This window comes from Acidimicrobiia bacterium, assembly GCA_018057765.1.
In the GTDB taxonomy this organism is placed as follows: domain Bacteria; phylum Actinomycetota; class Acidimicrobiia; order IMCC26256; family JAGPDB01; genus JAGPDB01.
Genome location: JAGPDB010000009.1, coordinates 18,144 through 32,692, shown reverse-complemented (window position 1 = coordinate 32,692; position 14,549 = coordinate 18,144). Strand labels below are relative to the sequence as shown.

Below are 14,549 nucleotides of genomic sequence, written 5' to 3'. Positions count from 1 at the left end.
ATTAATTCTCTTCTGCATCTAAAATTTGAGGAACCATAAATCGACCTTCTTGTGCATTAGGTGCGCCACTTAAAGCTTGTTCTTGAGTTAGGGATAGTCCAACTACGTCTTCGCGTAATACATTTTCCATCTTTAGCGGATGTGAAGTTGGCACAACACCTTGAGTATCTATCTTGCTCACTTCACTGGCATGTTCCAAAATTGCGCTCATCTGCTTTCCAAATTTCTCAATTTCTTCATCAGTCAAACTCAATCGCGCCAAATTTGCCACATGGACAACCTCTTCTTTAGTAATTTGTGTCATATAAACATTCTAGGAGCTAACACGCACTAGACTCATATTTACTATGAGCGAAAAATTTGAATTCTTATCACCCGAATGGGAAAAAGCAGCAGACGAAATAGTTGGAGATCGTGAAGTCGATAACCCAACTGACGTGCAGCTAACTATTAACATCACTGTTACACCTACGCCATATGGAGACAAGCAAGTCTCTATAGTAGCGCGAGAAAACAGCGTTGCATTAATTGAATCTCATCAAGAAACATCTGATGTGACAGTAAAATCTGATTATGACACGGCAAAAGCGCTTTTCCTTGAGGGCACTATGGCTATAGTTATGAACGCTATGATGCAAGGCAAAGTTGTAGTTCAAGGCAATATGGCCAAATTGATGTCAATGGCTTCAAATCCTGGTGCGAGTGGGGCTATGCCTTTTCTTGAAGATATAAGTACGAAATTGAAAGAAATCACTCTTTAGCTTAAAATTTTAGATACGACCTCAGCACGGATACAAGAAAAGCACTACTAATATACCTAATCTTTTCGTATCGTTTTATCGAGATTCCATATCGTGATCTTGAAAATACCGGGAAAGTTCGTACTATTATGAATTTTGATTCTTACCAGCTTAATGAAATTCGCGAAGATCGATAATAGTTTTTGATTTAATTTTTTCTAGTTCCGGAGAATCTATTTTTACTTTATTATTACTATCTTGGCGATTATCGATAAAATAGGTTTGCTGCAATGGCTGTTCACTGTTTTCAATAAACATTTCTGGAACAATGTCTAAACAAGGTTTTATTTGTCTTGTTGGACCAGGTGCGCCAGAACAATATTGTCCATAAGCTATACCTGGTCGTTTAAAAACTGGTCGTTGTGTTGCACCATTTCTAAATCGCCTCATCGAAACCCCTAATAAAGTAAGTACCAACACTATACGCGTTGGTAACTTATCCGCCTTTAATAGTTATATCGTACATAACTGGGTGGATATTTACAAGCAATTTCAGTATTTTCAATTATAAATTAAGAATTACATTTTCACTCTAAGTGGCTTTATACCTTTTGTCTATATTTTGCAAGGACGGACCTTGTAAGGCCTCGTCAAGATGTAGTGTATTAAGAAAAGGCAGCAGAGATTTCGTCTAGAGTCCAACGCGCATCTTTAGAAAGCTTGTCCCCTTCGACATCGCTCATAGCCCAAGGAATAAATTTCTGTATTAAACCACCAGTAACAAAATATGTTTCACCGTTAAATTTACAATCCTCACTAACTAGATAAGCAACCATTGGAGAAACATTACCAGGATGCCAAGCATCGAAAGCATTAGGATCTTCTGGAACCTTTACCATATCTTCAAAACCAGGTGTATGTTCTGTCATCCGAGTTCTTGCAGCTGGAGCAATAGCATTAGATCGAACACCATAACGAGTTAATTCCATAGCGCAGATTTGACTAAAAGAAGCAATACCAGCTTTAGCAGCACCATAATTAGTCTGGCCAACATTGCCTAGTAAACCAGAAGTTGAAGTTGTGTGAACCAATGCTGCTTTTACGGAATCTTCGCCAGATTCTTTTGCTTTGTTTCTCCAATATTGAGCAGCTGCCTGAGTAGGACAAAAATGTCCGCGTAAATGAACATTGATAACGCTGTCCCAGTCGGACTCATCCATTGTAACCAACATTTTATCACGAAGGATACCAGCATTATTTACAAGTGCATGCAGATCACCAAATTCGTTTATTGCAGTTCCAACAAGATTTTTTGCACCATCAACAGTAGTGATGTCATCCGTATTACCAGCCGCTTTACCGCCGGCTGCAATAATCTCATCAACAACTTCGCTGACATCGCCAAGATCATTGACAACAACACTTGCTCCTTGACTCGCCATATATAGTGCATGTTCACGACCGATACCACGGCCAGCACCAGTAATCATTACTACTCTACCTTCTAATTTTCCCATTTTATTTTTCTTTCTATTTTAAAAACAGTGTGACTGATGAACCACGTTTAATTTTTGAACCTGCAACAGGATCCATTGCAGCAACTGTCGGTTTTGGTTTGTATTTTCCTTGAACTTCTGGAACTAAACCTATTGCTGTTAATTTTGCTGATGCATCATCGACTGCAGAACCAACCAGCGAAGGAACAGTTATAAGATCAGGTCCTTTAGAAACAATAATAGTAATAGTAGAACCTTTTTGCGCTTTCTCACCATTACCAGGAGAAGTACTAATTACAGTTCCTGAAGCTACAGTATCAGAAAATTCATCTTTACGAGCAGGCGTGAATTTAGACCCAGTTAAAATGTTCGCTGCTTCATCATAAGTCTTGCCAGCAACATTAGGGATCGCTATAGGCGTTGGACCGTCGCTGATCACCAGAGTAATAACCGTCTCTGGTGGAAGCTTTCCTGAAGTACCAGGGTCTGTAGAAATCAAATTATCTTTGAGGATAGTTTCATTAAATTCACGTCGTTCAACAACTATAAAACCTAAAGCTTCCAAAGCTGTTTTCGCATCAGCAGGAGACATTGCTTCCTTCATAACATCAACTGCATCAATAGGTTTAGGTCCTCTTGAAAGAACCAAAGTGACTGTGCCTGAACTATCAGCATATGAGCCAGCATTTGGGGTGGTACTGATAACAGAACTTACTGGATCATCAGAAAAAACTTGTTGAAACTTAACACGCAAACCAGTAGTGGCGATTTTTGCTGATGCAACATCTTTTTGCAATCCAGCAACATTAGGAACAATTACTGACGCTTGACTCGATGTAATAAAACTAAACATACCAGCAATTAAAATTGCGAGAATAACAGTAAAAATACCAGCCCCGATTAATTGACGAGGACCAAAGTGTCTATCTAATTTTTCTTGTTTATGAAATTGTTCAGAAACTTGCTCGGGTGAAAGTTCGCTACCAGCTCCATTAGCTTCTTGATCAAAAAGATTTGTAGGAGTAATAACAATATTTGTTGGATTCGGGTCAATTACTTGACCATCCTCAGGAACCAAAGTTAATGGGCCTGGCTTTGGTAAAACTTGTGCAATATCACTCAATGCTTTAAACATAGTTTTAGCATCAGGATAACGCTGATCGGGGTCAGCACAACCAGCACGTTCCACAACGCTACCTAAAACACCAAGTTTTTTATTAGCAACAATATCGTTTTTAATACGAGCTGCCAAAGTTGAAGTAATGGTATCACCCGCGAATGGAACTTCCCCAGTTACTGCTTCATGTAAAACTAAAGCCAAAGAATACAAATCACTACGACCATCTAACCCAACACCGCTAGCCTGTTCAGGTGACGCATAACGAGCAGTACCAATAACAGCACCGCTAGGTTCAGTAAAACTAGCTTCGGCTAAGGCACGCGCTAAACCAAAATCTGCAACACGAATAACACCATGTTCATCAAAAAGTAAATTTGCAGGTTTAATATCGCGATGTACAATTGATCGTGTATGAGAATATTCAAGCGCTGCACAAACCTGCATACCAACATGGCATGCTTGTGCAGGAGTCAGTCGGACACCCTCATCAAGCATTGACCGCAATGAGCCACCCTCTAAAAGTTCCAAAACCAAATACGGAACCTCGTCTTCACCCCAGTCAAAAACAGAAACAATATTATGATGATGTAAATTCGCAGCAAGTTGTGCTTCTGCCCTGAACCTACGCAAAAAAGCTAAATCTGCATTGTAACCACGATGCAAGACTTTTACAGCAACTTGGCGTTTAAGATTAACATCAGTAGCTGCGTATACAACGCCAGAAGAACCCATACCGACGCCACTGATTAGCCGATATCGGTTTGATAATACTCGCCCTGTTAGATCCATCGTGTTTGGCATATAGTTTTAGTTTAGTAGCGATTTTGCTGGTTTTTGTGCATGTTAGATTTGTTTGCCCAACTTAGGCAATATTAGTTCCCTAAGTTATAATATTGAAGTGACAACTAATAAGAAAACAATAATTGCTAGCAGGACAAAGATTATAAGAGTTTCTGTTGTTGCTGCACTAGTAGCACTAGCTGGTATCTTTTTTGTCATCTCTGTTTCTTCATCTGATACAAATACTATTGCTGTTAGCGATGTCAATGTGCAAAAAGTCGACCCAACACCTGGAGGCTTATTAAGACCAACTTCTGAAGTAAGCGTTAATTTAGCGGATGGTTTTACTGGGAGATTACTAATCGATGGTAAAGCTATACCAGATGATCAAGTTATTGTTGTTAAATCTTTAGGTCAAATAACATATCAACCAAGCGCAGGTAAAGTATTTCCATTTTTTGAAGCAGGTCCTCATAATGCGCAAGTTATTTATTGGAAAGTAGATGAGTCAGAAAATATTAATCCACAAACTTACACTTGGGATTTTAGAGTCACTGTTTAGTTTTTCTAAACTTGACTTATTATTTCTTTCTTACGCTTAACAAAGTAAATATATGCACCTGCTAAAAGCGAGATGATCGAGATACCTAACATTGACCAAAGAAAAGTATTTGATTTTTCAGTGGCTATTGATGCAGCTTTATTATTTTGAGCTGACTTCTTTTCAACTTCACCTAAAACGTTTGCTATATCTGACATCTTTGGAATTTTTGGTAGCGCAATTGTTGACTCTTGAGCTTTCTTAATTTCTTCATTTTTATTGTCCGATACCGCTACTTCTTTTGTAGTCGGGTTAAATAACTCTGAAGGTGTTATTGTAACTAAGGAGTCTTGTTTGCTGACGTTTCCGTTTCCATTTTCTGGTGTTGGATCTGGAGTCAATAAAGGATCAGGCACTACTGGTGCAAGCACGCCTAGTTGTGGTAGCTTACCTTGTTCTATATGCCAAATACTTGTGAAATCCCATTCACTCAAAGGATGAACAGTATTATTATTTTTAAAATAATCATTCTGTGTACCATCAATGTTTACTGCTTTACAATTGCTTTCATTAAGTTCTAGTATTTCTTCGGTATGAGGATCCATTATCATAGCTACGCATCCATCAATAACAGAAGTATGCGCATCGTAGTGATTATTAGATATGTCCTCAGTGGACATCCCTAAGACACCAGCAAGTGAACCAATAGCTACAAATCTTTCTTCCATTGTATTATTTGTTCCAGTATTAGCTACGGGTTGAATAATATTAATTGTGCCTGTACTAAAGTTATTTTTTAGCGAGCCATCTATTTGGTAACCTAATAAACCTCCAACAACATACATTTCCTCATTGCCACTAGAAGCAGGAACTGAAATATTACCACTATAATAAGAATTAGAAATGTTGCCTTGATCTTCAGATGAACTACTCGAAGATCCTTCCCTAAGAGGCATAACTTGAGCGAATAAGCCACCAACTACTAAGGCTGTTCCTGGCGAGTCTATTGTAATATCGCTTGTCGAAAATGAATTACTACTATCGCCGGAATACATGCTACCCAAACCACCAACGACATAACCGTTTGATCCACTTAAAGCAATATCGCCACTAGAAGAACTATTTTTGATATCTGCAATTCCATAACCGACGATTCCAGCCACTGATACAAGATCGACAGTATTACCTGGGTCATCAAACGTTATGTTTAAATTTACTTTCGAATTACTAATAGTAGCACCATTACGTTCATCAAATATACCGGATGCACCAATCATCCCACCAAAAATACTCATTTCTTTAGTTCGATCACCATAGGAACCAATCTGAGTACCGCTAGAGTCGTATTCCCTTATCATATTACGATAGCTATCAGTTATCAAAATATGACCTAACGTTGTAACTGCAACTCCACAAGGATATGTAAGTTGATTGTTATCATAATTCCCACCAGGTATAAGCAATATAAAGTTGCCAGTTGAATCAAATTTCTGAACTCTTTGACTAGATACTACGTAGATATTACCTGTGCTATCAATAGTTAATTTAAAAGGATATTGCATTTGGCCTGGATCATTGCCACTAGTACCAAATTTAGAAATATAGTTACCATCAGAATCAAATTTTTGAATTCGATTATTATTGGTATCTGCCACAAAAATATTGCCTGAGGAATCGACTGCTACACCTTGTGGATTGTCTAGTTCACCATTAGCATTACCATTACTGCCAATATTCATTGTATGGTTACCTGACGAATCAAACTTTTGTATACGACTATTATGAGTATCAGCAACATAGATATTGCCTGCAGAATCTGTTGTTAAACCATTTGCGTATGAAAGGTCATTGCCATCATCATTATGATTTCCAATTTCATCTAATAGGGTACCGTTGGCATCAAACTTATCAACTTGATTTCCATAATGATCTAAAGCATATATATTTCCGGAAGTATCAACTGCTACATCAACTGGACTAGATTCTCGATCGCCATATGAACTACTTGGTACATTAATATTCTTCTCAACTTCAAAACTAGAATTAAGTACTTGTATATTTTGTCTATATCTATCTGCTACAAATATCCTACCATCAGAAGAAGTAGTAATACCTGTGATGCCATCAAATACTGGTTGTTTCCCAGCATCATTTTGAACTGTTTGCACATCACCATTAATGGTCACATTGTCTATAGTTGTATTGCCAGACGAAACCGCTGCAAGACCACCAGAGTATATGGACATAGAAGTAATAGAAGCCTGGTAGTTATCAAAATTTATATTCTTGATCGTAGCATTTTGAAGAATAGCAAAAATACCAGTAAAACCAGAAGAAACTTGAGTAATATTTGAAATACTATGACCGTCACCATCTAATGTGCCTCTAAATCCACTGAAACTCTCTAGATTTACATCATCTAATATCGGGAAGAAACCTTGTACATCAATAACTGGTGCTTCGCCACCGTCACTAGTAGCTATAGGATCCCATGTCCAACTAGCAGATTCTGTACAATCGATATTGTTCGCCAAAACATAATTACCTTCTAAATCACCATGTTCATGTGTTACTGGATCAACTCCTATGGCTTGAAATTGACGACAGTTTGTAACTTGATAGACCTCTTGCGTGTTAGTTTTAAACACGACAGTATTAGAATATGCACTTTGCTCATCACTATTTATGAAGGCTGCGACCCTAACTGCATATTCAGTATCAGGATCTAAACTAGTTAATACATCGGCAAGTGATACACGATTATTTTTCCCTGCATATATCCAAGTAGTATCTGTTGTTTTTCTATAGAAAATACCGAAATAATCTGGGTTGCTATTTGTTGTATCTTCCCATGTTAAATTTGCGCTTAGAGCATTAGGCGTCACGGTTAAGTTCGTAGGGCCAGGACTACAACCCTCGGTAGTAAATGTTGCATCTTCGCCATATGTCGTACCACCACTATTTGTTGCGAAAGAACGATAGTGATATGTTGTACCACAATCTAAATTCGATATTGATATTGCATATTCTCCAACGAGTGTTGTTTTAACAAACTTTTGAACACGATTATTAGCCCTATCTACAACCAGAAAGTTTCCGTTAATATCAATAGCAATACCTTGTGGTTGATCAAACTGGCCTTTCTGAGTGCCCCCTTGACCTGACATATTGCCATAGTAATCTAAACCAAGTTTTCCCCACTGTGCTACAAAGCTATTTGCACTATCAAACTCTTGAACACGATTATTATATTGATCTGAAACGAAAATATTTCCAGAAGAATCAACAGCAATACCACTAGGCGAATTGAATTCACCTTCGCGGGAACCATAACTGCCAAATTTATGAATAAAGTTACCTGTAGAATCAAATTTTTGTATACGGTTATTACCAGTATCAGCTACATAAATGTTCCCAATAGTATCTATGGCAATACCACTAGGATTATCGAAATGTCCATCACTATCACCTTGAGAGCCAAATTGTAATATTGGTATTCCAGAAGAATCGAACTTCTGTATTCGATGATTATAATTTTCAGTTGTATAAATGTTGCCAGACGGATCAAGAGCTATTGAACTCAATCCATAAAATTTCCCGGGATCTTGTCCATACGTCCCGAATTCAGACAGAAAATTTCCTGAGGGTCCATATTTTATAACTTTGCCATACCCGTTATCTGCAACAAAAAGATTTCCACTGGCATCAACAACTACTGCTATAGGTTGTGACATATAACCAGTTCCATAGCCAGCATTTGAACCAATATAAGAAACGAAATTTCCCAGAGCATCATATTTTACAACTCTGGAGTTGTAAGTGTCTGCTACATAAGTATTACCATCAATATCAATAGCAATACCGTTTGGATAGTATAATTGACCATCGCTACTGCCATCATTTCCTATTTCTGAATCAAAGTAATACCCAGGTCTAGGAGCTAAGCCAGAATTATCTTTTATCGTTATTCCATAAGATGTAGTTTCACCTATTTCAAAACCAAAGTTAGAAATATTTTCACCAGTTGCAACACCTACTAAACTTGCACCTTTTTTACCAATACCAGCAACAATACCAGTATTTGATTCTGGAGCTGTATTATCTGCGAATGCATAAAGTGGGAAAGACAACAAAGAAATCATAATTAGTAAAACTAATAGGCGTTGTCTATACATATTTATTTTTCGTCACAAATGCTATAAATCTTTAATAATTAATGAGTATAAGATCGTTGTTAAATTATTATTCTGGCTGATTGAACATATATTTGCAGAAAAGTCCGATTAAATCAAGCATTTATGGCAATTGCTTTACATTATACGATTTACCCAATTCTTGACAAACGGGTTTGGCTTCGTGGGTAGAACCTTGGGAAAGTTAAACGTTGAACCTGAATTCGGTCACATCACCATCTTGGAATATGTAATCTTTTCCTTCAATTCGCAGTTTTCCAGCATCACGAGATTTAGACCAGCTACCGGCTGCAATCAGATCTTCGTAAGAAACTACTTCTGCTTTAATAAACCCTCGTTCAAAATCTCCGTGAATAACACCAGCACATTGAGGAGCGGTGGCGCCAGCTTTAAAAGTCCAAGCACGTGTTTCTTTTTCTCCAGTTGTAAAATATGTTCGAAGGCCCAACATTGTAAATGCGCTATGTATAAATTTAGGCATTGCACCCTCGCCAAGACCGAACATTTCTAGCATCTCGCCACGCTCATCTTTATCAGAAATTTGTGCTGCTTCTGCTTCAAGCTGAACACAAAGCGGAACGATTTCAACGCCAGGTAATTCTTGGGATACTTTATTTGCAAGTTCAGTTGCCTGATCGAGTTGATCATCCGCAATATTTAACACAGCCATAAAAGGCTTGTTCGTCAAAAGAAAATAATCTTTAATAGCTTCACGATCTTCTTTGCTCATAGTTGAACGATAAAGTGGTGTACCCTCTTTTAAATGCTGCAACGCTTTAGAAGCAATCTCATTTTGTGTAGCGATATCTTTATCTGTTCTTGCCTGTTTAATTTTTTTCTCTAATTGCTTTTCACAACTTTCATAATCGGCATAAACAAGTTCGAGCTCGACAACACGCAAATGCTCTAAGGGATCAGTTGGACCAGGTACGCCAGCATCAAATGCACGAAGCACATAAACAACACCATCAACTTCACGAATATGACTCAAGAATTTATTCCCCAAACCTTCGCCACTATGTGCGCCTTCAACAAGTCCGCCAATATCAACAAATTGTACGGAAGCATAAATGGTTTCTTTGGTCTGGCTCATTTGCGCCAATGCATCTAGACGTGAATCTGGAACTTTTGCATTACCTACATTAGGTTCAATAGTTGCAAATGCATAAGGGGCAGCATATGCACCACCACCAGCTAGAGCATTAAATAATGTTGATTTACCAGCGTTGGGAAGACCAACAAACCCGAATTTTTCCATTCATATAGGTTATTCGTTTAGATATAGAACAATCGAAAGATGACCAGAAATTATTTTTTCAATAATTCTGTAAATTCCTGCTCATTAAGCAAGCCAACACCGAGTTTTTCAGCTTTGTCTAATTTCGATCCAGCCTTATCACCATAAACAACATAATTGGTCTTTGCACTAACGCTGGAGCTGACTTTACCACCACGTTTAAATATCTCTTCTCCAGCTTGTTCACGAGCCATTGTTTCTAAGGAACCAGTTAAAACAAATGTCATACCAGCAAATGTTTGAGATTCTTCATGCCCTAGAACTTGACCCGACGAAGAAGTGAGGACAGAAGAGCCAGTACCTTTCACATTTACCCCAGCTTTAACAAGACGATTTATCATTTCAATATTTTTAGAATCCGAAAAATAATCTTTCACACTTTGAGCAATGATATCTCCGAGCCCTTCGAGCTCAGCTATTTGTTCTACACGCGCTTTTTCAATAGCAAAAATATCCTCATAATGTTTTGCTAATTCTCTAGCTGCACTCGGCCCAACGTGTCGGATACCTAAAGCTATCAACAATCTATTTAAAGGTTGTCTTTTCGAATTTTCTATTGACTCTAGAAGATTATCAACACTTTTTTGTGCCATGCGTTCAAGATTTTCTAAATCCTCACGCTTCAAATAATAAATATCAGCAATATTTTTTATTAATCCAGAATCTATAAATTGATTTACTTTGGCAATTCCAAGTCCTTCAATTTCCATACCTGAGCGCGACGCAAAATATTCAATCGATGTTGAACGTCGAGCCGGACATTCATTATTCACACAACGATGTTGTACTTCGCCTTCAGGTTTGGAAAGCTTATGACCGCAAGTCGGACAATTTTCTGGAAACTTCCAAGGCTTTGAACCCTTAGGGCGAAGTGAAATTATCGGTCCTACAACTTCTGGAATTACATCACCAGCTTTACGTACAATGACCGTATCACCAGGTCGAACATTACGTTTTTCTAGATCATCGCCATTGTGCAATGTTGCCATTGCCACAGTTGAACCACCAACAAATATTGGTTCTAAAACAGCAAAAGGAGTCGCACGACCTGTTCGACCTACACTAACTTGAATATCAATTAGTTTAGTTGTTTTTTCTTCAGGGGCAAACTTGACAGCTATTGCCCATCGTGGTGCACGCGCAGTAAAGCCCATTTGTTCACGAATCGAAAAGTCGTCAACTTTAATTACTGCACCATCGATTTCATAATCAAAACTGTGACGGATTTCCTCGAGTTTTGATGCACGTATTTGTGCTTGCGTGATATCACTTAAAACTTTTATTTCATTATTAACAGGAATACCCAATTTAGAAAAATATTGTAGTGTTTGTATATGTGTATTTAATTTTGGTGTACCTATATTCTCACCAAGTTGATAAGCTACAAAATCTAGATCTCTACTTTGTGTAATAGAAGTATCTTTAACACGCAATGAGCCAGCAGCAGCATTACGTGGATTTGCGAATATTTTTTCACCTAATTTTCTTTGTCGCTCATTTAGATCTTCAAAACTTTTTAATGGCATAAAAACTTCACCACGAACTTCTAACAATTTTGGCTTATCTTTTAATAGATGCGGTATAGATTTTATCTGCTTAATATTTTCAGTAACATCTTCGCCAGTATAGCCATCGCCTCTCGTACCTGCTTTAACTAATTTTCCATCTTCGTATACAATTGAAATTGCTAAGCCATCCATTTTTGGTTCGACTACTAATTTCGTATTTGATAAGTCTGCCAACTTTGAAACTTTTAATCCCCAAGCAGTTAATTCTTCGGGTGAAAATACATTGTCAAGACTTAACATTGGTTCAATATGGTTAAATGGCGCAAAACTAGATTGCAAAAATGTATTTGGTGCTTGTGTAGGAGATTTTTTTGATACGAAATGTGGGTATTCTGACTCTAAATTTTTTAATTCTAGGTAAAGCTCGTCATATTGTGCATCAGAAATCTCAGGCTCATCTTGGCCATAATACCTTTCGTTATGGTATTTTATTGTTTCTATTAGTTCATTAATTCGACTTTTAGCATCATATTTCACCACTCTTATAGATTAGCTTAATAATGTGTTTGTCTATTAAAAAACAAAGATATTTAACAGATTTTAAATCAAGTTTTACTAGATTGTTGTTGTGAAAATACGATTTATCCTACTGGCCTACATATTGATACTTCTAGGGGTTAATTCTTGGGTATTAAATAAAAATATTGATTCAAATATTTCAATAAAAATAACTTTTGGTATAAGCATATTTTGTCTTAGCGCTGTTGGTTTGTCGTTGGCGCTACAGAGCTTGAGCGGTATAGGGGCAATTAAAATATTTGCATATGCCACTGCGCTTGTTTACGTCCAAAGTTTTCTTAATTCAGAAAATATTGGATCTTTCACAGTTTTCTTTATTAACACAATAACTATGGCTTTACTACTTCTACCAAGAGTTACTGAATTTCTCACTCGTGACATAGGTGTGAACAATGAAAGAATTTTTATTTTACAAACTCCGGGCAATATAGCTGGGTTTACGGCATTGGTGTGGTCTTTTTTTTGGACACTAATTTATTTTCTTATATTAAATATTAGTAATTCTAATTGGTTAATGAGTTCTATTTTTTTCATCTTCGCAATAATCATTTTATTGTTTTTTAGTGCAACAACAACCAACCTTATTCGTCGCAGAGTTATAGTCGTTCCAAATGGTATTGTTTTATGTGATCCTATAACACTTAGCGATACTGTGTTATTGCCACTATCTAAGTTAAAAGATATAAAAACTCTGAGTATAAAAGAATTTCGTAAATCACACGCTAGAAAAGACAAAGCGCCCGATAATGAATATATTGGGAATATTAAATCAAAAAATATTACACAACTAAGGCTTAGTGAAAGAACAGATTCATTTATGGTGAGGAACAATCACATGAGCACTGAACGTAAAGATATAGAAGAACTCTTTGTATCTTTAGTAAACCCAGTTAAATTTGAGAAATATTTTAGAGCACGGTTCCATAAGGCTAGCGAAGATCTAAATGTTAATTCTGGACAAGCAGATTCATCAAGCGATCAAGTTGTGCAGAGCAAAACATCGAAGAAGCTGGAAATGTTAAAAATGGAAAAAGAACTTGGTATAGAAACTGCACCTAAATCTGATGCGAAACTTCCACAATGGCGTGATAAGAAGATCGACAAATAGTAAAGTTTAATTCATTTAGCAGTATAGATAAAAATGAATGTTATACAAGCAAATATCTGAGCTATAAAACGATATATCGTTTAAGACGCCAGACACCTAGATACGCCTAAATGGTTATTCCTGCAAGTTCGCCACAACGATCTGTAATCATTTCGGCAATAATTTCTTTTTTTGTTAATTTTGTATCAAGCATTTGTAATTTTGCTAGTGCAACATCATGGTCCATTGATTCGAGAGAAATCATACCAGCTTTGCCTAATTTTACTGTTGAATCGTATTGTGTAAAATCTATAGATTCTCCATTTTCAGTTACACCAAATACTAAGATTCCAAGTTCATTTAGCTTTTCAACTAAATCAGGAATTGCAGCGTGTGATGAATTTCCATTTACACACGTCGTATGATAAGTAGTCATTAACACCGCAGTCGGTTTTACTAAAGCAATATCTTCAATAAGCTTACTGTGGTTAGCTCGAATTACGTTTACAGGGTAGTCAATGATATCGCTACGTTGTAATATTGGAGAATAATATTCTGTAAGTTTATCTATTAGTTCTTTTCTTTTAATATTCAATTTTTCAATTTTTGCTAAATATTCAGGAGAAACTTCTGAAGCATATTCCATATCCATACCGTTGAAAGGTTCTTTGACAATTTCATTGGCTGGAACAATCTGATCATGAAATGCAATATAAACACCGGGCTTCATACCCGCGCCCGCTCTACTTATAGCAAAATTAAAATTATCCCATGCGTCAGTATTGTTATCAGTAGTTATATCATTTGATCCAGTTAAAATAATTACACATTTATTCTTCAACAATACGTTTGCATATTCTTTTTGGATTGCACGAGCTGTCTGTTCCATTGCATCTGTACCATGGGTAATTACAATTCCATCAGGGTCATTAAGCATCGACTGATTGATTGTTGTCAAAATATCTTGTAGATCATTTTCCGTAATGTTTTCGCTCATACCTGTATAAGCAATTTGAGTTAAGCCAATAATTTGTTGTTCTTTAACGTCTGGATATTTTTCAACTAACATTTCGAGTAGATCAAGCATATGGCCACCTTCACGATAACCATCTGGATGCATCAATGATGAAATTGTGCCACCCGCATATAAAATATTAACTACTGGAATTTTTGTTTGGTTCTCGTTCATATTTGACATCAGTATATTT

General features: G+C 36.8%; 11 protein-coding genes. 3 read left to right on the top strand and 8 right to left on the bottom strand.

What is annotated here, in order from left to right; all coding sequences use genetic code 11:
• Nucleotide 1: 1 nt before the first annotated feature.
• The gene (gene gatC, locus KBF89_04440) at nt 2–304 is read right to left on the bottom strand and encodes an Asp-tRNA(Asn)/Glu-tRNA(Gln) amidotransferase subunit GatC (GenBank protein MBP9115572.1); all 303 of its coding nucleotides are present in this window, start codon (nt 302–304) and stop codon (nt 2–4) included.
• A 43-nt stretch (nt 305–347) separates the two neighbouring features.
• On the opposite strand from gatC, the gene KBF89_04435 reads away from it, so the two are divergent.
• Nucleotides 348–761, top strand: coding sequence for an SCP2 sterol-binding domain-containing protein (locus KBF89_04435; protein ID MBP9115571.1), 414 nt, complete (start codon nt 348–350; stop codon nt 759–761).
• Nucleotides 762–911: 150 nt separating this feature from the next.
• Here the strand turns inward: KBF89_04435 and KBF89_04430 are convergent, their stop codons facing one another.
• The 3 genes from KBF89_04430 to KBF89_04420 all read right to left on the bottom strand — a co-directional run bounded on the left by KBF89_04430 (nt 912) and on the right by KBF89_04420 (nt 4,157).
• A complete protein-coding gene (locus tag KBF89_04430) occupies nt 912–1,190 on the bottom strand; it encodes a hypothetical protein (GenBank protein MBP9115570.1) in 279 nt (92 codons plus the stop codon).
• A gap of 215 nt (nt 1,191–1,405) precedes the next feature.
• Nucleotides 1,406–2,257, bottom strand: coding sequence for an SDR family NAD(P)-dependent oxidoreductase (locus tag KBF89_04425; GenBank protein MBP9115569.1), 852 nt, complete (start codon nt 2,255–2,257; stop codon nt 1,406–1,408).
• A gap of 13 nt (nt 2,258–2,270) precedes the next feature.
• On the bottom strand, nt 2,271–4,157 hold the full coding sequence (locus tag KBF89_04420) for a PASTA domain-containing protein (protein MBP9115568.1): 1,887 nt from the start codon (nt 4,155–4,157) through the stop codon (nt 2,271–2,273).
• Nucleotides 4,158–4,254: 97 nt separating this feature from the next.
• Between KBF89_04420 and KBF89_04415 the strand changes: the two genes are divergently transcribed.
• Nucleotides 4,255–4,698: a hypothetical protein gene (locus tag KBF89_04415; GenBank protein ID MBP9115567.1), complete on the top strand. Its 444-nt coding sequence runs from the start codon at nt 4,255–4,257 to the stop codon at nt 4,696–4,698.
• 5 nt (nt 4,699–4,703) lie between these two features.
• Here KBF89_04415 and KBF89_04410 read toward each other — a convergent pair whose 3' ends face one another.
• The 3 genes from KBF89_04410 to ligA form a co-directional block, all read right to left on the bottom strand.
• Nucleotides 4,704–8,852 (bottom strand): SMP-30/gluconolactonase/LRE family protein, encoded by a 4,149-nt coding sequence (locus KBF89_04410; GenBank protein ID MBP9115566.1) that lies wholly within the window; start codon nt 8,850–8,852, stop codon nt 4,704–4,706.
• Nucleotides 8,853–9,054: 202 nt separating this feature from the next.
• Nucleotides 9,055–10,128: a redox-regulated ATPase YchF gene (gene ychF / locus KBF89_04405; GenBank protein ID MBP9115565.1), complete on the bottom strand. Its 1,074-nt coding sequence runs from the start codon at nt 10,126–10,128 to the stop codon at nt 9,055–9,057.
• A gap of 50 nt (nt 10,129–10,178) precedes the next feature.
• Nucleotides 10,179–12,215, bottom strand: coding sequence for an NAD-dependent DNA ligase LigA (ligA, locus tag KBF89_04400; GenBank protein ID MBP9115564.1), 2,037 nt, complete (start codon nt 12,213–12,215; stop codon nt 10,179–10,181).
• An 88-nt stretch (nt 12,216–12,303) separates the two neighbouring features.
• Here ligA and KBF89_04395 point away from each other — a divergent pair, with 88 nt between their 5' ends.
• Nucleotides 12,304–13,362, top strand: a complete 1,059-nt coding sequence (locus KBF89_04395; GenBank protein MBP9115563.1) for a hypothetical protein — start codon at nt 12,304–12,306, stop codon at nt 13,360–13,362.
• Between the two features lie 106 nt (nt 13,363–13,468).
• On the opposite strand, the gene KBF89_04390 is transcribed toward KBF89_04395, so the two are convergent.
• Nucleotides 13,469–14,539, bottom strand: coding sequence for an asparaginase (locus KBF89_04390; GenBank protein ID MBP9115562.1), 1,071 nt, complete (start codon nt 14,537–14,539; stop codon nt 13,469–13,471).
• Between the last annotated feature and the right edge of the window lie 10 nt (nt 14,540–14,549).